Source organism: Agathobaculum sp. (assembly GCF_022775115.1).
In the GTDB taxonomy this organism is placed as follows: Bacteria; Bacillota; Clostridia; order Oscillospirales; family Butyricicoccaceae; genus Agathobaculum.
On record NZ_JALFLA010000011.1, the window covers coordinates 1 to 22,480 of the forward strand.

15 protein-coding genes are annotated in these 22,480 nt (G+C 44.1%); 12 read left to right on the top strand and 3 right to left on the bottom strand.

The annotated features are described in order from the left end of the window. From MR935_RS01390 to MR935_RS01445, 12 genes are all read left to right on the top strand, one after another. The coding region (locus tag MR935_RS01390; protein WP_290570374.1) for a relaxase at window positions 1–1,003 on the top strand (1,003 nt) is incomplete at its 5' end. Between the two features lie 286 nt (window positions 1,004–1,289). Further along, the gene (locus MR935_RS01395; protein ID WP_290570376.1) at window positions 1,290–1,517 is read left to right on the top strand and encodes a helix-turn-helix domain-containing protein; all 228 of its coding nucleotides are present in this window, start codon (window positions 1,290–1,292) and stop codon (window positions 1,515–1,517) included. A 21-nt stretch (window positions 1,518–1,538) separates the two neighbouring features. Further along, complete coding sequence (locus tag MR935_RS01400; RefSeq protein WP_290570377.1) at window positions 1,539–2,819, top strand: DNA cytosine methyltransferase; 1,281 nt, start codon at window positions 1,539–1,541, stop codon at window positions 2,817–2,819. Window positions 2,820–2,824: 5 nt separating this feature from the next. Next, window positions 2,825–5,446 carry a DISARM system SNF2-like helicase DrmD gene (gene drmD / locus MR935_RS01405; protein ID WP_290570379.1) on the top strand — a complete coding sequence of 874 codons (2,622 nt, stop codon included), beginning with the start codon at window positions 2,825–2,827 and terminating at the stop codon, window positions 5,444–5,446. A gap of 24 nt (window positions 5,447–5,470) precedes the next feature. Beyond that, window positions 5,471–7,084: a site-specific DNA-methyltransferase gene (locus MR935_RS01410; protein WP_290570381.1), complete on the top strand. Its 1,614-nt coding sequence runs from the start codon at window positions 5,471–5,473 to the stop codon at window positions 7,082–7,084. Then, window positions 7,085–9,733, top strand: coding sequence for a DEAD/DEAH box helicase (locus tag MR935_RS01415; protein ID WP_290570383.1), 2,649 nt, complete (start codon window positions 7,085–7,087; stop codon window positions 9,731–9,733). It begins immediately after the preceding gene. Window positions 9,734–9,735: 2 nt separating this feature from the next. Then, window positions 9,736–13,065: a DISARM system helicase DrmA gene (gene drmA, locus MR935_RS01420; RefSeq protein ID WP_290570384.1), complete on the top strand. Its 3,330-nt coding sequence runs from the start codon at window positions 9,736–9,738 to the stop codon at window positions 13,063–13,065. Between the two features lies 1 nt (window position 13,066). Continuing rightward, window positions 13,067–14,824 carry a DUF1998 domain-containing protein gene (gene drmB, locus MR935_RS01425; RefSeq protein WP_290570386.1) on the top strand — a complete coding sequence of 586 codons (1,758 nt, stop codon included), beginning with the start codon at window positions 13,067–13,069 and terminating at the stop codon, window positions 14,822–14,824. Then, on the top strand, window positions 14,806–15,465 hold the full coding sequence (locus tag MR935_RS01430; protein ID WP_290570388.1) for a phospholipase D-like domain-containing protein: 660 nt from the start codon (window positions 14,806–14,808) through the stop codon (window positions 15,463–15,465). Before drmB ends, MR935_RS01430 begins: the two co-directional genes overlap by 19 nt. A 596-nt stretch (window positions 15,466–16,061) precedes the next feature. Further along, a complete protein-coding gene (locus tag MR935_RS01435) occupies window positions 16,062–16,490 on the top strand; it encodes a sigma-70 family RNA polymerase sigma factor (RefSeq protein ID WP_290570390.1) in 429 nt (142 codons plus the stop codon). 533 nt (window positions 16,491–17,023) lie between these two features. Beyond that, window positions 17,024–17,248: a DUF6870 family protein gene (locus MR935_RS01440; protein ID WP_290570392.1), complete on the top strand. Its 225-nt coding sequence runs from the start codon at window positions 17,024–17,026 to the stop codon at window positions 17,246–17,248. A gap of 122 nt (window positions 17,249–17,370) precedes the next feature. Beyond that, on the top strand, window positions 17,371–18,633 hold the full coding sequence (locus tag MR935_RS01445) for a recombinase family protein (protein ID WP_442863000.1): 1,263 nt from the start codon (window positions 17,371–17,373) through the stop codon (window positions 18,631–18,633). A 515-nt stretch (window positions 18,634–19,148) separates the two neighbouring features. On the opposite strand, the gene MR935_RS01450 is transcribed toward MR935_RS01445, so the two are convergent. The 3 genes from MR935_RS01450 to MR935_RS01460 all read right to left on the bottom strand — a co-directional run bounded on the left by MR935_RS01450 (window position 19,149) and on the right by MR935_RS01460 (window position 22,200). Beyond that, window positions 19,149–20,096, bottom strand: coding sequence for a stalk domain-containing protein (locus MR935_RS01450; protein WP_290570394.1), 948 nt, complete (start codon window positions 20,094–20,096; stop codon window positions 19,149–19,151). A gap of 303 nt (window positions 20,097–20,399) precedes the next feature. Continuing rightward, on the bottom strand, window positions 20,400–21,389 hold the full coding sequence (locus MR935_RS01455) for a ParB/RepB/Spo0J family partition protein (RefSeq protein WP_290570396.1): 990 nt from the start codon (window positions 21,387–21,389) through the stop codon (window positions 20,400–20,402). Further along, the gene (locus MR935_RS01460; RefSeq protein WP_290570397.1) at window positions 21,382–22,200 is read right to left on the bottom strand and encodes a ParA family protein; all 819 of its coding nucleotides are present in this window, start codon (window positions 22,198–22,200) and stop codon (window positions 21,382–21,384) included. The genes MR935_RS01455 and MR935_RS01460 overlap by 8 nt, the downstream gene beginning before the upstream one ends. Window positions 22,201–22,480: the final 280 nt, after the last annotated feature.

The window sequence follows — 22,480 nt, forward strand, 5'->3', positions numbered from 1 at the left end:
GAAGTTCCGCAACTTTTGGGGCAGTACAAAAGCCGTTCGTCGATTGAGCGACACCATCTGCATTGAGAACGGACTGTCCATTGTCGAGAACCCAAAGCCCCACGGCAAAAGTTACGACCAATGGCTGGGCGCTCAGGCGAAGCCCTCTCATCGGGAGTTGCTCCGTGTCGCCATTGACAACGCCTTGGCACAAAAGCCTGCTGACCTAGACGAGCTGCTGAAGCTGCTCCGGGACTCCGGCTGTGAAGTGTCCAAGCGCGGAAAATCCTACCGTTTGAAGCTCCCCGGCTGGAGTAAAGTGTCCCGCTTGGACAGTCTGGGCGAAGGCTACACCTTGGAGGACCTGCTGGCCGTCCTCGCCGGTCAAAAGGAGCATACACCCCGTCAGAAGCCGGTTAAGCAAGCAGATCCGCCGAAGGTCAATCTGTTGGTTGACATTCAGGCAAAGCTCCAGGCCGGAAAAGGTGCCGGGTATGTACGGTGGGCCAAGGTTTTTAATCTGAAACAGATGGCACAGACCGTGAATTATCTCACCGAGCATAACCTGCTGGAGTATGCTGTGCTGAAGGAAAAGGCTGCGGCAGCCACGGCCCACCATAATGAGCTATCTGCCAAAATCAAGGCAGCGGAGAAGCGCATGGCGGAGATCGCCGTCCTGCGGACCCATATCATCAACTATGCCAAGACTCGTGTCACCTATGTGGCCTACCGAAAAGCTGGCTACTCCAAGAAATTCCGAGAGAAACATGAGGAAGAAATCCTGCTCCATCAGGCTGCCAAAAATGCCTTTGATGATATGGGGGTCAAGAAGCTGCCCAAAGTTAAGGAGCTACAAGCTGAGTACGCCCGGCTCTTGGAGGAAAAGAAAAAGACCTATGCCGAGTACCGGCGTTCCCGTGAGGAAATGCGGGAACTGCTGGCAGCAAAGGCCAATGTGGATCGGCTCTTAAATATGGAGACGGAACACGATACCGAAAGAGAAAAAGGCCACGAGCAGCGGTGAGCTGATCGTGGTCTAAAGCGTTCGCAGAACGCGCAGCCGCAGAATGAAATTCTGCGTTCATGGGGGCTTGGGGGCATTGCCCTCAACAAGCGTTTGTGGCTAAATGGATAGCCACAAGCATTGCTTGCCATGATTATCCTGAATTCGGTATAGCTTCATAGTATCACTTAAGAAAGATAAAAAATCAAAAAACTCTGGTGAATCTTAATATTTGTTGACCAAACGCCTAATTGATGCTAAAATCAAGCTGTAATCATGCGTATTTATGGCCAAGGAGACGATGAATATGACATTTGCAGAAAGTATTAGACAGACAAGGCAGCGTTTGTTCTTTTCGCAAGAGGCTTTCGCTAAAGAGCTTAATGTGAATTTGACAACAGTAAGCCGTTGGGAAACAGGAAAAAGCAAGCCCAATATGTCTACCATGCGGCAAATTAAAGAATTCTGCTCAAAATATAATGCTGACTACGATCCTCTTGAAAGTAGTTGGCTTGCATTTGAGCAGGAGAAGTAATCATAGAACAGGAGAATCAGTATGCCTAACCAGATCCCCGGCAAGGGCAATTACAATTTTATAGATTTATTTGCAGGAGCCGGAGGACTATCTGAAGGCTTTATTCAGGCTGGCTTTAATCCGATAGCCCATGTAGAAATGAATGCATTTGCTGCGCAGACTTTAATCACACGCAGCGCCTATTATTACTTGAAGCAAACAGATCAGTTGGACATTTATTATCACTATCTGCGTGGTGATATTGCTCGTGAAGATTTTCTGAAGATAATTCCTAATCGTATCGTAAAGACTGTTATTTGTGAAACTATGTCCGATGACACGCTACCTGGAATTTTCAAAACCATAGATGGGATTATGAAAATTCGGAACATTCAGAGTGTAGATGTGGTGGTCGGCGGACCGCCGTGTCAAGCATATTCGCTGGTGGGCCGTGCGCAAAGTAGTCATATGAGTCGCCCAATGTCCGAAGATCCGAGAAATGAGCTGTATAAGCTGTACGCACGAGTTTTGAAGCGCTATCAACCCAGAATGTTTGTCTTCGAGAATGTAATGGGCATTTCTTCTGCGAATGAGGGAACAACTTTTAAGAATTTAACAAAGTATCTCCGTAGAGTCGGCTATGAAATTGAATGGCATGAACAGAATTCAAAAGACTTTGGTGTCTTGCAGAATCGGCGTAGGATGATAATAGTTGGATGGCTAAAAAACAGTGGGATGAACTATCCTACATTTTTGAAAAAAGAGACAACTTTCACGGTAAATGACTTATTGGCTGATCTTCCAAAATTGACACCTGGCCAGGGCGCAACTGAATATCGAACAACTGGATGGAGTCAATGCGTAACAGAAACCGCAATACGAACTGCGGAAGATGTACTTACTCTTCATAACAGCCGCCCTAATAAAGAAAGAGATATTGAAATCTATAAAAGAGCAATAGAACTATGGAACGATGGACACAAGCGCCTGAACTACAATGACCTACCAGAAGAACTAAAAACACATAAAAATAGGCATTCATTTGTGGATCGTTTCAAAGTTGTCGAGGGAGATGAACCATGCTGCCATACTGTTCTCGCACATCTCTCAAAAGATGGACACTACTTTATTCATCCAGATATGGAGCAGCATCGTTCTATAACAGTCAGAGAAGCAGCTCGTATTCAATCCTTCCCCGATAGCTATTTTTTTGAGGGACCCAGAACTGCACAGTTTATCCAAGTGGGAAATGCGGTCCCTCCTCTTATGGCAAAGGGAATCGCTTTAGGCATAGCTGAGCAACTGGATAAAAGACAGGAGTAATAATGATGGAGAGCAACTTGCTTTTAGAACAATACGGAAAATTCAAAAAAGCAGAGCTGGAAGAATCTCCTTTCCGCTGTCTGCTGGATACTAACATTGAAATCAATCCCCACCAGATCAACGCATTTTGTGCTGCGATTCAGGCTTTGAAAACTGGGGGTATTGTTCTTGCGGACGAAGTTGGTCTCGGTAAAACCATTGAAGCAGGTCTTACACTCAAATATGTACTGGATTCAGGAGCGAAGCGTGTCTTGATTGCTCTCCCAGCAACTCTGCGAAAACAGTGGGAGATTGAACTAGAAGAAAAATTTGGCTTAGAATCCACGATTTTGGATCGCTTCACCGTGGAAAGTGAACCTACGGGATGGAAGACTTGGCTAGAGGACAAAAGTAAGGTCCGAATTGTGTTGGCTTCTTATGACTACTCTTCCAAGCTCATGAAACGATTTCCTAATGTGAAGTGGGACTTTATCATCATTGATGAAGCTCATAATCTTCGTAATGTTTTTCATGGCACAAAACGTGCAAAAAGGCTTTATGACCTTTCTCAAGGTATCCCGAAAATTCTGCTTACAGCTACCCCTCTACAAAACACCCTGTCAGACCTTCATGGTTTGATTTCCTTTATTGACCCGCGCATTTTCGGTAGCGAGAAGGTATTCAATAAGAGATTTATCGAAGGCGAGGACTATGCAGAACTAAAGAGAGAACTCATCCCTGTTTTGTACCGAACGCTTAGACGGGATGTTGGAAAATATATGGACTTCAAAAAAAGAGAATGTCGAACGATTGATTTCGTTCTTTCTCCCGATGAAGTCGAACTATATATGCGTGTGAACAACTTCTTAAAGCGTGACGCTTTGTATTCTATCCCCAATGCAAATAAGGGGCTAATTGTACTAGTTATCCGAAAGTTGCTTGCCTCGTCAAGTTATGCCTTGATAGAAACATTTGAGGTATTGAAAAGGAGGCTTGAAAAGTTATACGAAGGCACAAAATCAGCAAATGCTCAAGACGGTTTTGATTTATTCTGGGAATTTGTAGAAGATGAAATTGATGAATCTGGTTTTGAGGAAATCGATGATGAGGATACCGCTTTTCAAAAGCAGCAGATACAAGCTGAAATTGATGAGGTTAATGCAATCATAGAAACGGCAAGCCGTATCCAAAGTAATGCCAAGATAAAAGCCTTGAAAACTGCTATTCATACGGCTTTTGAGTATCAAGAAAAACAAGGTATTCCGCAAAAGGTTGTTGTGTTTACGGAATCGAAGCGAACCCAGAAATACATTGCTTCTGAGTTGCGCAAGGACGGATTCGATGAAGATGATATTCTTTTGTTCAATGGCGACTTTAACGATGCCATGACCAAAGAAATCTATCGTGCGTGGAAGGTGAAAAACTTTGGCAAGACTAACTATGGTCGCGGAGTTGAGTATAAACACGCTATTGTGGATTATTTTAAGGAACATTCCAGAATCCTCATCGTAACAGATGCTGGTTCTGAAGGCTTAAATCTTCAATTTTGTAACACTGTTATCAACTATGACCTTCCTTGGAATCCGCAGAAGATCGAGCAAAGAATTGGTCGTTGTCACCGTTATGGCCAAAAGCATGATGTTGTTGCAATTAACCTTTTGAACACTGGCAACGAAGCTGATCGACGTGTTTATGAGATTCTCTCAAAGAAATTTGAATTGTTTGACGGTGTATTTGGTGCTTCAGACATTGCATTGGGAGCGCTGGAATCGGGCAGCAGTTTTGAAAAAACAATTCTGGATATTTATCAGCATTGCGGAACTAGGGCAGAGTTCAAAAAGGCATTTGATAAATTAGATCGTCAACTTGATGCTAAGCGCAACAAAAAGGCCATTCAGCTGCGTTCAATTTTAATGACGGAAAGTACTGGCGCAAAGGGCGCTGCACTTGAGAAAACAAAAAAAGATATAGATCGGTATCTACGAGAAGTGGACTATTGGTCTCAGGTCGCTGACCCAGAGGTCGAAGGGAAAACCTGTTATTGGAAAATTGATAACTGGGGTGAGCAAACTTTCGGTTCGCATGGAACCTTATTTGTCGGCGCTTTTTGTAAATCTAACTGTGAAATGCTTTTCCCAGTGTTGCTGCTCTGCGATGAGCAAGGCAGATACATTGACTTCACCGAGGATGACATCATTGGCGCACTTGAGGCAGTGGATGATGGGGATGTTAGATACTTTAAGCCAACGGATGAAGAGATGGCACAGTATAGAGATATTTATGACACTCTAGTTAAAGAGATGTTGGCCAAGTATCAAGCGGCATCCAAACCTGTGATGGATTACAACAGACACAAGGTAGAGAATTGGGCTGATATTCAGCGAGAACAGTTGAACATCCAGATTGCTGAGATGACAACGGAAATTGAGCAACTGTCTGCCCAAGCCGCAGCAGCAAAGGACTTTTTACAGAAGATTGATATTCGCAAAAAGGTTGAGGAGAAAAAGAAACAGCTTCAGAAGGTACAAACTGCCTTCCATCAAAAGGTCTCCTCTATCCAAGCAGAGGCTGAAAGAGAAATCTTTGACTTTAATCAGCAATTCGATATTCAGCCGATTTTACTTGTCAATGTTGTGCTAAAGTTCTGATAGAAAGGAATTGGAGACACAGTTATGGAACATAAAGGGAAATTGGAATTGACCTGGGTTGGAAAATATGATGACAAGGTGCTCGAACCTCGTATTTTAGTTGAGGATCGTGAGAAATCATATGGAGACCCCCGTAGTGAAAATATGTTAATTCACGGTGATAACCTGATTGCGCTACAAGCTCTTCAGCAGGATTTTGCCGGAAAAATTAAGTGTATCTATATTGATCCTCCGTATAACACGGGTAGCGCGTTTGAATACTACGATGATAATTTGGAACATAGCATTTGGCTTTCCTTGATGAGACAGCGGTTGCTTCTCTTACGAGATTTGTTGTCAGATGATGGATTTTTATGCTGTCAAATTGATGATTCCGAGAGTCACTATGTTAAAGTGCTACTCGATGAAATCTTTGGGCGCACTAATTACTTAACAACGCTCTATGTTCGGGTACGGTATCCTGACAAAACATTGAAATCTGATATGGATTTTCATAAAGAAATTGAACAAGTTCTTGTTTATAGAAAGCATTATGGTGCTGTTCCTAATTTTGATTATGAGGAAGTTGGTTTTGAAAAGTTCATCTATGAAATCAAAGAAATCGGAAAGGGACGAGAAGAAGTCATTGGGGGCAAGAGAACCGTTGTATTCAATCCAAGTGAGTATAAGATTATAAAAAAAGCTGTTGGAGATGAGTACGGCTTAAAAGAAATTTGGGCAACGGGAACTATTTTAGATGGCAATTCTTCGGGCCGATTTTTTAGAGATTATCTTACAGGACGTTATAATACCGACGGATATGGCATTCTATATAAAGTCTATGGAATAGGTGATGATCGATATGATTACCGCTATTTTACTGGCCCCAAAAAGGCGGGAGCAACTAAAGGTAAGTATTACCAAGGTGTTCCAATAGATAAACTTGAAAGTGATGAAATCAAAAGGAAAAAACCTATAAATGGGTTTTATGATATGGCTGGCAATTTCGGCAACTGTCGACATGAAGGCGGAGTAGAATTCCGCGGCGGAAAGAAACCGGAAGCCCTAATTGAGATGATTATTCGATACTTTTCTAATGAAGGTGATTGGGTCTTAGATTCATTCTTAGGGAGTGGTTCAACGATTGCTACAGCGCATAAAATGAAACGAAAGTGGATTGGGGTAGAACTTGGCGAACACGCCTATACCTTATGTAAAGTGAGAATGGACAATGTAATTGATGGCGATAAAACCGGTATTTCAAAAAGTGAGAATTGGCAAGGCGGAGGTGGCTATCACTTCTATGAACTAGCGCCCAGCTTGTTGGTCAAAAATGAGCGTTTACCAATTTATCAAATAAATCCTGAGTACACCTTTGAAATGCTATGCGAAGCCATTTGCAAAATCGAAGGATTTAAATACAAACCAGACGGCGTGTATCACGGACACTCTTCGGAAAAAAGATTCATCCATATCACAAAAGAATTTGTAAACGCCGACTATATTCGTTCCATTGCGACTACTCTTGGTGAAGATCAATCACTACTGGTGTATAGTACAAAGGTTCAGTCTGATCTGAGACTTCCAGATAACATTGAAGTCAAACGTATCCCGAAGGATCTGCTGGACAAGTGTACTTTTGAAAGTGAGGTGCGATAAATGGCTGATATTGTCGCTAAAATTGGATATGCCATGAGTCTGCGTAAGCCCCAGCAAGAAGCACTTTCCTATCTGGATGCAATCAGTACTCACTGCGATTATAAGAAGGATAGCAAGGCAGCGATTGAGGCTGTTGCAACAGAATACTGTGAAAAGCAACGTAAAATCAAAGTTGACGATAAGTTTGATTTCCCCTCTTTCTGCTACGCTATGGCAACCGGCATTGGCAAAACCCGCCTCATGGGTGCAAGTATTTATTATCTCTACAAGACGAAGGGCTATCGCCACTTCTTTATTTTGGCACCAGGCAATACAATCTATGAAAAACTTCGGAAAGAGTCTAATCCGAATCATCCCAAGTATATCTTTAAGGGATTAGAATCAGAAATGGGACGCCCGAAAGTGTATGACGGCGAAAACTATGATTCTTATCCTGTAAGATATGAGCAGATGAGCCTTCAGTTTGAAAAAGGCTCAGAAATTGAACTGTTTATTTTTAACATCGGCAAGATTTTTAACAGCAAGACTGACACCCAGTTTAACTTCCATAAGTTCAAAGAAACCCTAGGAATGTCCTTTGCAGAGGTTCTTTCCAGTTTTGATGATCTTGTAATCTGCATGGATGAGGCGCACCGTTACTATGCTCCAGCTTCCATGAAAGCCATTAACTTTCTTAAGCCTGTCTTGGGCTTAGAGTTTACAGCGACTCCTAAATCAACCAATAACGTAATTTATGCCTATGACTTGGCACGGGGTGCTGTAGAGGGATATTTGAAAACTCCTGTTGTCATGGGCCGTTCTAACATGGCTGGGTATAACGCAGAAGATATTGAGGAAATGAAAATACGCGATGGCTTAACATTGCATGAGCATCGCAAGGGAGTTATTCGACAATTTTGTAATGACAATGGCCTGCCGTATGTAAAGCCTATCGTTTTGATTGCTTGCCGTGATACAAATCATGCCAAGGAGATCCGCACACTAATTGATAGCGATGGATTTTTGAATGGTAAATACAAGGGTAAAGTTATTGAAATCCATTCCAATATGAAAGGCGATGAATCGGAGGAAAACATCCGCTTGCTCCTTTCCATTGAACACACCCAGAATCCAGTCGAAATTGTTCTTCATGTCTACAAGCTGAAAGAGGGCTGGGATGTCAACAATCTTTTTACTATCATTCCGTTGAACGCAGCCAAAAGCGACATTTTGGCTATGCAGACTATTGGCCGCGGTCTTCGTCTACCTTTTGGGCAAACTACTGGCAATGAGGATATTGACACACTGGATATTGTCGCTCACGATCATTACCGCGAATTGGTGGATGAAATTAAAAATAGTGATATTTTCCGGTATCGAGATTTGGACAAGTCTGTGGTTGAACCTTCAGACACAGTAGATATTAGCAGTCCTGTTGACGAAGATCAGCTCACTATTTTTGACTTTGCTGTGACTGATGCTGGTGTGAAGTCTTTTTCAGAAATCAATACCAACACAAAAACGCAACAGGAATTGTACGAGGCATATTTGAAGGCTTTTGGTTCTGGGAAGAAGCAAGAACAAACACCATCCGATATGCAACAGCTTACTATGGAGCAAATTTTTGGCACAGAAGCCGGTAATGCGGCAACTAAACCCGATGAAATCACTCATGATTCACCGGTAGATGGCAAAGGTAAGAAACCTTTGTCTAAGGATGAATTTGTTCAGAAAATCAAGGAATATTCCGGTAAGGCTATTTCTGTACCGAAGATTTTGGTACAGACAACCTCTGAGGTCAAATTCAATCGCTTTGAAGTCAAGAGGAATATTCCAGATTTTGAAGTTGCAATGGCTAAAATCGAGAGATTTGATGCTATTAACCAGCAGCTTCTAACTGCTGTTGATGCACAGATTCTGGAAGTAGACGATGCACTGAATACCCTAGCCTGTATGCTTCTTGACTCTATCAGTGAGCTATCCTACGAAGATGCTGATTTCATTATTGACGTTGTGGATCAATATCTTGCACAGATCGATGGTAATGAAGAGGACAAGCGTAAGATAGTTCGTCGTTATGCCTCCCTGATCGTTTCCGACATCAGAAAACAGATCTTTGAACATACAGAACGTAAAACTGAGGACATTCATATCGTTCAGAAAGATTTGATCCTCTTCCGCAAATTCGTAAAGAATGTCAAAAAAGATGGTCGCATTCGTTTTGATAAACCATTCACGGATAAGGCAAATATCAAGAAATACCTATTTACAGGATATAAGAAGGCATATTATACCGAAAATGCTTTTGACAGTGATCCTGAGCGTCTGTTCTCTATCATCCTGGAAGAAGATCCAGACGTGATTCGTTGGATTAAACCACCTTTGAATCAGTTGGGCCTTTTCTGGCAGGCTGGTCAACAGTATAACCCAGACTTCTTAGTGGAGACAACAAGTGGAAAATTCATGGTAGAAGTAAAAGCCTCCAATGAAGTCACCGCAGATGAAGTGGTTGCAAAAGCGCGTGAAGGTATCAAATGGTGTCATTTTGCATCTACAGCAGATCCTGACCATAAGGTTTGGGAGTATCGCTTGATTTCTGATGATAACATCAAACTTGGAAACACCTGTAAGTATACCCTAGGTACAGCACATAAGATCAAGGAGGGATAACTTTGCCTGATAGATTCAAATATGCAAAAGTGCGGCAGGAGATTATCAATGCTCTTAGAACTGACTTGATGGGGCCGCAGTCTGACGATGAGGTATTAGATGAAAATCCGAGAAGCGCCTATATTGTGGGGATGCTTGCTTCTCAGGCTGTTGATAAAGGCACTGCTACTGCTGGCGAACAAGAGGTAGATGCCGATATTGCGTATGGTGATTCTGACGATTATACCGCTGGTGAAGATGATGATAATGAACCTATAATGACAACCAGCTTTAAGCTGCCTACGTCTATAGGTATTAGTTTTTACATCGCATCATCCACTAAGAGCATCAACATTGATGTCTCTTGGGGCGACTATGTACGCTCTGTAGACAAGAAAGTCGGGAAAGATGGCAAGGAATATAACCATGCTAGTTTTACCCGACAGCCAATGAAATCCACAATTTGCATTGATTTTACCTCTTTTGAAAGAAATGCAGAATTCCGTCTTGTAGAAGATTCAAATGTCGTCGTACATATCTCCAGAATACCTCTTAAAACGAGGTATTCGCTGGTAACAGCCTATGTTATAAATCGTCGTAAAAACTCCGAGAATGATGTGGAATCCATGATGTTTCAAGTCGAACTGAAAGCATATTCCGCCAATGGAGATAGGGTCTTCTTTTCTGAAAATATTTGTCGAGACGTACTTGCTGAGGATGAGTTCTACTTTGAACAACGTCCGATTTTGGGGCGTGGTAGGAATTGTGCTGCAACATGGGATGAGGCTGTTGATGGAAAAACAGCATGGGTAAAATCTGATTTCATTCCTGAATATGAATTTCCTGGTGTAAGCGCTGCTTTGAAAGGATTTGATAAGTTCTTTTTCTCAATGCGATTCATGTCCAATCCTAAAAACAAAGATGGCATCCTTGAACGGTTAAATATTTTAGCTGATTCATACGAGAAATGGATTGAACAAAAACTTGTCTCAGATGAGAAAATGGCCAGTCAGGAATTTAAGAGTACGATAGGCGACAAAGTGGTTGCCCATTGTAGAGAAGCCTTGAATAGAATTCGTGAAGGTATTTTTCTTATCACAAGTAATGAGATTGCGTTTGATGCGTTTTGTTTTATGAACCGCTCCATGCTGCTTCAGAGAAATATTATGAGTTACTCTAAGAAGCATGGCGCTGGCATAGAATGTAATTTCAAGGATTTTGTAGACCCAAGAAATCCGGACACCGATTTTGGATGGAGACCTTTCCAGATTGCTTTTATTCTGATGAATTTAAGCGGAATTGTAGATCCGTTGCATAAAGACCGCGAAGTGGTTGACCTGCTTTATTTTCCGACTGGCGGCGGTAAAACAGAGGCATATTTGGGATTGATGGCATTTGTCATTGCAAACAGAAGGTTACGGGCGTCGGATACATCTGAATACAATTCTGATGGTGGCGTAACGGCAATACTCCGCTACACACTTCGTCTTCTGACCACACAACAACGAGATCGTATAACTAAAATGGTTCTTGCTGCTGAGCTAATCCGCCAAAAAACATATCCCAAGTATGGAACCGAGCCAATCAGCATAGGTTTCTGGGTTGGTGGAGGTGTAACACCAAATAAATTCGAGGAGCTAGTAGAAAAGGCTGATAAGCCGGGTGAGGCGAAAAGAAAACGCAACCAGCTCTATAAGCAACTGTTAACTTGTCCCTTCTGTGGAAAGCCACTTACGGAAGAAGAATTCTACATTGATCCTGAGCAGAAATCCGTTGCAATTTATTGTGCAGACAATACTTGCCTGTTTTATAAATACAAGCAAAAGCGGATTCAGATTCCGGTATATCTTGTGGATGAAGAAATCTATGCAAAGTGCCCGACAATTATTCTGTCCACAGTTGATAAGTTTGCTCGTTTACCTTGGGACGTTAAAACCAACGCCCTATTTGGACGGGTAGATAGAGTTTGTAGTCGAGATGGGTATGTTGCCATAGGTGAAGAACATAAACGGCATAACAGAACACAAAAGTTGCCAACATCAACATTAACACCAATTCGTCCGTTCCTTCCGCCGGAGCTAATTATCCAAGATGAGTTGCATTTGATTACCGGTCCGCTCGGGACCGTATATGGTGCATATGAGACCATCATAGAGGAAATGTGTACTTATGGTGAAAAAAGAATTAAGCCCAAATATGTAGTTTCAACTGCTACTATCAAAAATGCATCCGAACAGACAAAGTGTCTTTATGCGCGTAAATCCACGGCGCAATTTCCACCGAATGGTTTTGAGATTGGAGATAGTTTCTTTATAAACGAAATTCCTATTAAAGATGATCCGTTCCGAAAGTATGTAGGAGTTTGCGCACCAGGGCAATCGGTCAAGACCACTTTGCTGAGAATGTATGCAATTATTCTCCAAACTGCGTTCCAACTTGCCCAAGAGGATGAGTATAAGGATGTCATTGATCCCTACTATTCACTAGTTGGGTACTATAACAGTATTCGAGAGTTGGGCGGTGCTGTTCGTTTGCTGCAAGACGATATTCCGAAGCGAATCTATCGAATTAAAACGAAGTATAACATGGAAAAGGTTCGTTATCTCAACAAAAGAGTTGAAATCACATCGAGAATGTCGTCTTATGAAATCCCTAACAAGCTAAGACAGCTTGAGGCAACCTGTGATTCCAAGGATTGTCTTGATACTGCGGTTGCAACGAATATGATAGCAGTTGGTATGGATGTTGACAGACTTGGATTAATGGCAGTAACCGGTCAGCCGAAGCAAAATTCCGAGTATATTCAGGCTACAAGCCGAATTGGTCGTGCGTTTCCTGGCCTAGTATTTACTCTCTATAATCCGTATCGTCCTCGTGATCTTTCTCATTATGAGAATTTCACTGGTTACCACTCTCAGCTATACAGATTTGTAGAAGGAACTACTGCAACGCCGTTCTCTGCAAGAGCTAGAGATCGTGTGCTGCACGCTTTGATTATTTCAGCAATACGGCTCAAATATCCAGATATGGCTTCCAATGAGGGCGCTGCTGAGATTGCAGCTCTTTCCGCAGAGCAGATGGCGGAGATAAAGTCTCTAATTCTGGAGCGTCTGAATATAGTTAAACCGGAAGTTCGACAAGACGCTGAGGCTGAGATTGACCAATTTGTCGATTGGTGGAAACTTTTAGCCGCCCAAGGCAAGCCTTTGCGGTATTACGTCTATGGAACAGAAAGATACAATCGGCTCATGAACTATTACGGCCAGGCCTGTAAAGACACCGAAAAGGCTACGCTTAACTCTATGCGTGAAGTGGAAAATGCCGCAAATATGTTCTATTACACGGAGGAGTAATATGGCTGGATATGATAACAACAAATTGGGTGAATTACGCCCAAACCAGATTATCACTACCTTTGGCCCTGGTGCAATCGTTGATGCGGTCAAAGATTCTGTAACAGTGCTAGACATAAACTATTGGAAAGAAAAAGGCAAGAAGATCATTGACGGTAGACTGGCCTCGTATCTTGGAGTTGATTGTTTCTATATGCCTCGGACTTCTTACTCTGGGGATGTTCCGGTTGTTTCTTTCCCATATATTCATGTTTGTTCCAACTTGAAGTGCGGGCGTCTTTTTGATATGAGAGACAATTTTGACTTGGATTGTTATCTGAGATTTGGAGTAAATTGTCCGGATTGCCACAAACCTGCTTATCCTTCTCGATTTATCACGATTTGCGAAAATGGGCACATGGATGATTTCCCTTGGAGTTGGTGGGTCCATCGGGGGGCGACCAACTGCAAAGGGCAGCTTAGAATGTATTCTACTGGTAACACTTCTACGCTTGCTGATATGTGGGTTGAGTGTAAGCTATGCGGGGCAAAGCGTAGCATGAGTGGAGCCACTCAAGGAGATAACTTCTCTGATTTACATTGTATGGGACATCACCCATTTCGTCCGAGATCGAGGAATGAGAGGTGTGACAAAAAAGTCATTCCGTCGCAGCGAGGTGCATCCAATGTCTACTTCTCTGTAAGTAGAAGTGCGATCTCTATTCCTCCTTGGGTAAATCCTTTATATAATTTGATTGATGAACATCTTCATGATATTGAACTTCTGAAGGATGTAATGGGAGATGACGGCATCACAGCTGCATATAAAAAATACTTTGCAGAGAGATATTCTCGTGAGGAATTTGATGAAGCCCTTACTCGAAGATTAAGTAATATTACCGAGTTCAAAGAGATCAAGCAAATGGAGTATGACGCTATCACCCATCACAACGATCCAGCGTATGCTTCAAACAAGAAACACTTCAAGGCAGAAGAAGATTCACTGCCAGAATATCTGAAACCGTATTTTAGTCGTATTATCAGAATCACCCGCCTTCGAGAAGTAAAAGTTCTTCTTGGATTTACTCGTGTGGATGCTCCAGATCCTGATGCGGATGCCCAGACCAATATAGTGTATCTCAATAAGGGGAAAACTGAAAAATGGTTACCAGCCGCCGAAGTAAATGGTGAAGGTGTATTTATTGAGTTTAATAAAGCTGCATTGAGCCGCTGGCTTGATATACCCTCTGTCAAAGCACTTTCACAGAGGTATGAAGAGTGCTATGAGGAGTTTTGCGTTTCTAAAGGATGGACTCTGAACATAAAGAGAAATGCCATATACGTTCTTATGCACACATTCGCGCACCTGTTAATCAAACAAATGTCAATGGCGTCTGGGTATTCTTCGTCTGCAATACGAGAACGCATATATTTTAACGAGAAGATGACAGGTATTCTCCTTTATACGGGTAGCGCTGATAAAGAAGGTTCTTTAGGCGGACTGGTGGAGCTTGGAAATATCAATAAACTAGTGCCGCTAATGAAGGATGCTTTTCAAGAAGCACTCCTTTGCACCAATGATCCGGAGTGTATGAGTAATGTGCCGGCTGGTAACAACCTGAACGGTGCAGCCTGTCACTCATGCTGTATGATCTCTGAAACTGCGTGCGAAAACGGAAATCGTATGCTTGATAGAGGTTTGGTAGTACCCATTGCCTTACGAGAAAAAGAGTCCTTCTTCAGAGAGTTGGTGTGTGAGCTATGTCAACTGGAAATATAAATCTCGATATTTTACTGGGACAAATAAACACCGATAGACTTGCTGGAACAGATGCCTCGATACCACAAATTATGAAAAGGTATCCTTCTTTGTCTTGGAAGCAAGCAGAAGAAATCTATAAAATGGTATCAACAGCGTATGGATTGAATTCAAGCATAGATGCATCATTGGTTGTGACCGTCCCCCCATCTTTTGCGGTAAAGGCAAAATCCACAAAAAACACGGTAGAAAGTCTGATCCAGGGTGCTGAGCGAAATATTTTGATTACAGGGTACTCATTGTCAGGGTATTTTGCCGATCTTCTTGATGTGCTTATAGAAAAAAGTCAAAAAGGCATCTATATCAAGTTCTTTGTAAATAATATTGGTGCCCAGAAAAGTTTTGACAAACTTTGCCGATACAAAGGGCGATTCCTTCATATATATGATTTCCCTGGTGGACGCGATTCCATGGCCGCATTACACGCCAAAGTGATTTCAGTGGATCAAGAAAAAACATTGATCACTTCTGCCAACTTATCATATCACGGTCAAGAAGGAAACATAGAGTTAGGAACACTCGTGAAGTCTACTGAAATTGCAAAACAAGTTGATGATATTTTCACACATTTAATCTTCAACAAAGTGGTAAAAGAAATATAAAATATGTATCTCGTGTATCGCCAATAAGCTGATTCGCCTTTTATAGATAGATTGTTTTTATTGAGCGATTTACGCAAAAGATCAGCGCTCAAAAGGAGCTATTATGCTTCTTTTGAGTGCTGATCTTTTTATATTCTTTTGCAAACTATTTTTTACGGCCCGTTAATTACAATCGTTATGACATAAATAGATTCCTCTAAAATTTCGATGTGTTTCAGCCTGATTTTGACAATCTTTTTGCGGTTTTTAAGATAAAATGACATCAATAAAGATATTTTGATGTTTAAGGAGTGAAGAAGCAATGCCGTAACAGGATAAGGAGTTTTTACGATGAAGATACTCGAAAAATTGATTCAAGCGTTAAAAAAATCCAGTTAATTCCTCCAATATGGTTTGCGGATAGTTGCGAAAAATGTTGTAAAATAGCGGCAATCAATATCCATTGCGCCTGTGTGTCAGTTTGTCACACAGGCGCTTTTGTTTTTCTTTTAGGCACGCTAAAACTTCTTGAATTTGATATTTTCCCACGGTGCCGCGCACCGCCTTCATTCGGTTCACCTGTCAACCGGACCTGTGAATCGAAATGGAGGTACATAATGCAGAAAATCAATCTTCGGGAGCTGTATCCCGATATGTATAAGACGGACACATTTTTGGAAGTGACAGATGAGGTACAGGCGGTGTTCCTGTCCGATAAACGAGCGGAAGCCGCACATGAGCGTCAGATGTATCGCTACAAGGCGCAATACTCTCTGGACTGCAACAATGGTATTGAGGACGCTGTTGTACATCGTTCTCCGACCCCGGAAGAAGTCCTAGAGGAAAAACAGCTGCGCGATCAGCTCTACGCTGCGGTGATGGAACTGCCGGACAAGCAGGCCAAACGGATCTATGCTCGGTTCTACTTGGATATTAGCGTGAAGGAAATTGCCCAGGCCGAAGGCGTTGACCCGCGCCGTGTGCGTGACAGTATCCATCTTGGCTTAAAAAAACTGGCAAAAGTTTTTTCTCAAGCGTCCGAATAATGCCATTTTTGTCAGTGTTATTAGAAGGACAACTTTTGCCTTCATTGGAACATTGATAACTGAATAGACGGCATTTCTGGTACATATCCCATGTACGAGCGGATCAGGCGCGCCGCCAAGAAGGACAAGCCAAGGAGGTGATGAACAAGGCTGTCCTGAGCGATCAACGCAAGCCTGGAACCTGGAGGTGGCACTTCAGGGCGCGGTGACTGCATGGGGGCTTAAAGATACTTCCTCACGGCCTCCTAAAGACTTGGGGGGAACCCTGCGGCGCACGAGAAAAACGACGCTGCGGAGTTATGACAGCCGCGCCAGCGGAGACCAGGAATGTCCCTATCGTCAGGGGCGCGTGGCAAATGTGACGAAAGCAACGGATATAATCTGAAAGGCTGCGTCCATTTGCTGTTAGCAACAACAAGTCATCATTTGGGTGCAGCCCTTTCTTTTCAAAGTCAGATACCATGCGCTGGCAGCTTCGGTTGCCAGCGCATTCATGTGATTTTGAAACCGACTTCAAAGAAAGGAGAACCCTTATGAACCAGTTGACGCAATGCTGTCCACAAACGACAACCGATGAATTGGTTGACATCCGTGAAGTCACGGTAGACAAAGACCTCCCCAAGGAGGAACGGATCGCGGCCTTTCTTCACCAGATCAAAAACCCCTATCGCTTTCGCTGCGGCGAGTTTGTGGTAAACGCCGCATTTGCCAGCAATGGGGTCACATTGGAGGAATGCCTGCAAGGGATTTTAAGGTAATCGACATCCTCGCTCTTTTTCCAAAAGCGTGCTACGATGTGTATGGAAAAGGATGAAAACTGAAAACCTCGAAATCCACTCTTTTCTTGCGGGAGCTTCCGGGAGGAAAGGAGTGCTTTTTCATGCCAAAATATCAGGCAACAGCTTACATTCGTCTGTCTTACACAGATGATCGCTCCAGCGAGAGCGACAGCGTTACCAACCAGCGGAAGCTGATTGAGAACTTCATTGAACGAAACCCGGACATCCAAATCGTATCCGAAAAAATCGACGATGGTTACAGCGGTATTATTTTTGACCGTCCGGCGTTTAAGGAAATGATGCAGGACATCACCGATGGCAAGATCAACTGCGTCATTGTAAAGGACCTCTCCCGCCTGGGACGAGAGTACATCGAAACCGGACGCTACCTGCGTCGGGTATTCCCCACTTATGGGGTCCGTTTTATTGCCATCACGGATAACATCGACACCGCCCATGAAGGCAGCGGTGACGATCTGACCGTATCCGTCAAAAACATTATGAACGAAGCCTACTGCCGGGATATTTCCATCAAGACCCGTACCTCTTTGGATATAAAGCGCCGTAACGGAGATTTTGTTGGAGCCTTTCCTGTTTACGGCTATATGAAGTCCGAGGAAAACAAAAACCTGCTTGTACCTGACCCGTATGCTTCCCGTGTTGTCCGGGACATCTTCCGTATGCGCCTGGACGGGACAAGCGCCCTGCGGATCGCCACCGTGCTGAACGAAATGGGCATTCTCTCCCCCCTGGCCTATAAGAAAAACAATGGTTTTCCCTATGCCAAACATGGCTATGCCGACAAAGAGGATTGCAAGTGGTCTGCTACAACAATCATCCGCATTTTGCAGGATGAAACCTACATCGGCACATTGGTACAGGGCAAGCAAGGCTCCCCACACTACAAAATCAAGCAGATGGAGCAGCGGCCATCCTCTGAATGGATTCGCGTCCCTGACACCCATGAGCCGCTGATTGCCAAGCAGGATTTTGAGCTGGTCCAGCGTATCCGCAGACTGGATACCCGGACTTCTCCCAAGCGAGATACAGTGTATCTGTTTTCCGGTGTCTTGATCTGCGGGTGCTGTGGGAACCGCATGACGCGAAAAACAAACCGGGTCAAGGGCAAGGAATATCACTATTATTATTGCCCCACCGGGAAAAAGCATGGCTGCACCAACCCGGTCATGCTCAAGGAAAGCGATCTTGTAACCAAGCGATGTGGAACTGACATAATTTACACCGAAATTACTATTGGCAGCGATCTGCACTTCGCCCAGCGCTGCCCAGATTGCAGCTTGACTGGCGCTAAAGTACATATCCTCAGTAAAGTTTTCTTTGGTGATTGGATTGCCCGCAAATGAGATAAATTCATCGAGCGTCGTGCGTGAGTCACTGCGCACCGCAACGCCATAGACATGCATATCGCTGACGCGACCGGTCACGGTATAGGTCATTCCTCCGGTTCCGGGGTTGGTTTTGGAATGGTCAGCGCAATAAGCACGGATCTCTGTGCCGTCCGAGGCTGTCGTAAACATCGGCCACACATTACGGGGCGCTCCGTTCTGCTGGAACCATGCTTTACGAACGCCTCGATCCGCAACATTGTAGGTATCTCCGACCTCAATGACAATTGCCGATGCAACATCATCTTCTGCTGCGCGAGCAATGGGACCGGTGTACAGTGCCTGCGAAAGCGGTATGCCAGAGACCATGGTGAGGGCAGACAGCATGCCAGCTGCTACCCGTTTGGTGATGCCTTTGATCATGAAAATCCTCCCTTCAAAAAAACCGTCTTTCAGGGCAGAAAGACGGTTCGATGAAATTAGAAAAGCGGGCTGGTTTTATTCCAGTCCGCTTCACTTTGTGTACTATAACTTTATCGTCCAAAATGTTGACAACAGTATATGTTGCCATCCTCCGCCAGTGCAAACCCTACACCAACACGTGTCCATTCATCATTCAATATCGTATTGCGATGTCCTTCCGAATTCATGAAGTTATTCATGCTTATCGTTAGTGGATCGAGCCCAATGCCGGTAAGCCGGCCTGCACCAGTGATGTTTTCACCGTTGATGATTTCCTCAATATCTGGCCTTACTTTAATATTTTGACTGGTTGCCAACTCAAATATTTCGCCATAAGAAGCATGGCGAAATTCGGTAGTCAGATGCTCAGCCCAAAAACGTGCACTCCACATCAGGTCATCATCCACTTGCAGTGCCGCGACTCCAAGGTTACTCCGTTTCTCATTGATTCGATCCACCATTTCGAGTTCCCATGCTCGCAGCATCTCATCGGTGACGACTGTGCTGCCGTTTGGCGTATCCGCGCCGTCGTTTGGCTCTTCGCCATAAAACAGACCGGGATAAATGTTAACCCGACGGTTCGCTTCTTCGTATTCCACGCAGAAGTTAATCTGCAAGGCAATGTCGCGGAGTCTGACGTAGTTATTGCCGCCAATCAGATAAGCAGTAACATTGATGTAGTATCCATCCAGCGCAAACCGCTGGGTGCTTCTTTTGGCGGCAGCTCCTGATACAGATGTATCCGAGATCCCAGCCAGATCAATAGGAATCCTCTGCGAGCTGAGTTCTACGGTCTGCGTTTCGCCGTCCCAGTCCACGCCAAAGCCGGCTAACTTCCCGATATCGCGGAGCTTGAAATAATTGTTGCCGGAAATGTTGTATGCAGTAGGGTAAACACGCGTATCATTTACATACACTTCCTGCCCAATCTCTCGCGTTGGATTCGCAGGAACAGATGCAGCAAATGCCGTGCATATCATTACTGCGCTGCATAGGACTACTGCAAAGATACGTTTCATTTGGATCACCCACTTTCTTCTTGGTATCTTCACAATAACGCAGCCCAAGTACATTGTCAAACAATTATTTCAAACCGAAATGTTGTGATTTTGAAATAGAGGCCGTTGGAAGCACCGACGGCCCCTATTCAATAAAGTGAAGGAAACAAGAAATTGGATTTGGGGATGGCAGCACAATCTTCTGTAGGCGGTGGGCGCTGCCTATGAATGAACAGATACATTTTGATACTCCTTCATTTTTGACAAACAGAAAAGGGACTACGTGAAGATAGCCATCACATAATCCCTTAACTTTTAATAATATTATGAATACTTGGCTTTCAGAAACTCTAAGAACAGATCTTCAAGTTCCTGATCGCTGCTGATTTTACTCAGATACGGCGCAAATTTCTTGCGATTAAACGAGATCGTTTTTGGTGTGCTATGCTGCAGCCTTTCTGCGTCAATTAGGTTCCATGCTTTCCCGAGGACAGCTGCTGACACATGCGGCGGCGGACATGCTTTCTTAATACGCTGCATTGTGGCGACGGTCAGCTGCCAATCTTCTGTTTTCAGCCGCTCCAAAAACAGTTTTTGCGTTTCTTCATCGTAATACGAAATCGTAACGCCGCATATCAGGTTGAGTCGTCGTTCATCCACGGCATCAAGTAGGGACCTGATCAGGTAGGTGATTCGGACATCGCGCTGAATATCATGCGGTTTCACGCCAAAGAAGCAAGCTACTGTTTCTCGTGAAGTCAACCTTGGTTGAGTTTCAACCGAAGTAGTTTCAAACAAATCACTTCGCTTTCCCTGATGCTTATGCACCTCCAACAGCGCTCGGTATGCCCAACCTCGTTCGCTCGGCAATAACCCTTGTCGCCTCTGCAAATTGGTCACCGTCGCGATCACAATGGCGCGGTCGTCATCGACGGGTTCTACATCGGCCGGAATCTCTGCCCAGCCGAGCAATTTGCAGGCTGCCACGCGGTTGTGCCCGCTTAGGATTTCGTATCCATTATTGAGCGGGCGTACTTTAATGGCTTCCAGCAATCCGTTCGCTGCGATATCGTCCGCTAAGGCGCGCAGATTATCTTCGCTATACGGCTTAAAGCCAATGTTGGCGGTTCGAAATGGAGACAATCGATCAATCGGCAATTGGGCTGTTCGCTTTCCACCTGCAGGCACCAGCTTTCCACCAAATAACACTTCATACGCCTGATCTTCCGCGCTTTGTGTCACAGCAGACGGCTCCGCCGGGGACACCGCTTCCGCACGCCGCCTCAATGTGGCGGCAATGGTCGGTTTACTCATGCGCCATCACTTCCTCTGCCATCACAGCATAAGATTTCGCAGCGGGACAGTCTGGTGCATACTCCAGCAGACTCTCTCCATAGGCCGCGTGCTCTGCCACACGAATTGAATAATCAATTGGGTGCGAAAAAACATGAATACTTGTGCCGTAGTTCGCTTCAATCTGCTCCTTGACGGCTTTTGCAAGCAGCGTGCGCCCTTTGTACATGGTAAGAAGAAGGCCACGCACAGAAAGGGTTGGCTGATAGGTTGCTCGTACCCGGCGCACCAGTTCCAGAGTGTCCGGAAGCCCCTCTGCGTCCAGATAATGCGCCTGCACCGGAATGATAACTTCGTCTGATGCCGCCAACGCATTGATCATTTGCAAATCGGGATGCGGACTGCAATCGATCAATATGTAATCGTACATCGGACGTAGCATGTCTACGATGGTTTTCAGCACATAGACCGGCTGGATATCGTCCTTTTCACTGAACATGGAAGCAGTAGCTTGCATGACGGATAAGCGTGTCGCGATGCCACTCAGCTTTTGATTAGCGGGAAGCAGATCGAGCTTGTCCCGATGCTGAATCGCTTGTACGATAGCATCTTCGAGTAGTTCGGGACTGTCGATTGCCTGACACATTAGCGTGGCAAGCGATATTTTATAATCGGAAGGGACGAGGCCCATGGCTTTGGTAAGAGAGGCTTGGCTGTCATTGTCGACGAGAAGCACTCGTTTCCCGCTTCCGGCGATTGCCGCCCCTAAATTATAGGTCGTGGTGGTTTTACCTGTGCCACCTTTGATATTCAAAATTGAAAATGTTGTCATCCCTGAAAACATCCTTTCCATGATTATCGATTTGCATTGATGGTTGAGTAAATCAATAAGAAGTGTCGCAGTGATAATTAGGGTTGCCAACAATTTGCCAACAAATTAGCAATTACCCGCAAAAAGAAATTTTTGAAAAAGTGCTGAAAATAAATGAAATAAGCACAAATAATCTGTAGGGGGATGGTGTAAAGTACAATAAAGGATGTTAGATAGAACTTAAAATCCCCCGGCCTTAAAACCGTGCCGGTTCGATTCCGGCTGGCGGCACCATAAAGCT

Bases quoted from the DNA above. Each gene is read 5' to 3' on its own strand.
- MR935_RS01395 (WP_290570376.1), top strand. From the start codon at position 1,290: ATGACATTTGCAGAAAGTATTAGACAGACAAGGCAGCGTTTGTTCTTT.
- MR935_RS01400 (WP_290570377.1), top strand. From the start codon at position 1,539: ATGCCTAACCAGATCCCCGGCAAGGGCAATTACAATTTTATAGATTTA.
- MR935_RS01410 (WP_290570381.1), top strand. From the start codon at position 5,471: ATGGAACATAAAGGGAAATTGGAATTGACCTGGGTTGGAAAATATGAT.
- drmB (WP_290570386.1), top strand. From the start codon at position 13,067: ATGGCTGGATATGATAACAACAAATTGGGTGAATTACGCCCAAACCAG.
- MR935_RS01455 (WP_290570396.1), bottom strand. From the start codon at position 21,389: ATGAGTAAACCGACCATTGCCGCCACATTGAGGCGGCGTGCGGAAGCG.
- MR935_RS01460 (WP_290570397.1), bottom strand. From the start codon at position 22,200: ATGACAACATTTTCAATTTTGAATATCAAAGGTGGCACAGGTAAAACC.
- drmD (WP_290570379.1), top strand. From the start codon at position 2,825: ATGGAGAGCAACTTGCTTTTAGAACAATACGGAAAATTCAAAAAAGCA.
- MR935_RS01430 (WP_290570388.1), top strand. From the start codon at position 14,806: ATGTCAACTGGAAATATAAATCTCGATATTTTACTGGGACAAATAAAC.
- MR935_RS01440 (WP_290570392.1), top strand. From the start codon at position 17,024: ATGAACCAGTTGACGCAATGCTGTCCACAAACGACAACCGATGAATTG.
- MR935_RS01450 (WP_290570394.1), bottom strand. From the start codon at position 20,096: ATGAAACGTATCTTTGCAGTAGTCCTATGCAGCGCAGTAATGATATGC.
- MR935_RS01415 (WP_290570383.1), top strand. From the start codon at position 7,085: ATGGCTGATATTGTCGCTAAAATTGGATATGCCATGAGTCTGCGTAAG.
- MR935_RS01445 (WP_442863000.1), top strand. From the start codon at position 17,371: ATGCCAAAATATCAGGCAACAGCTTACATTCGTCTGTCTTACACAGAT.
- MR935_RS01435 (WP_290570390.1), top strand. From the start codon at position 16,062: ATGCAGAAAATCAATCTTCGGGAGCTGTATCCCGATATGTATAAGACG.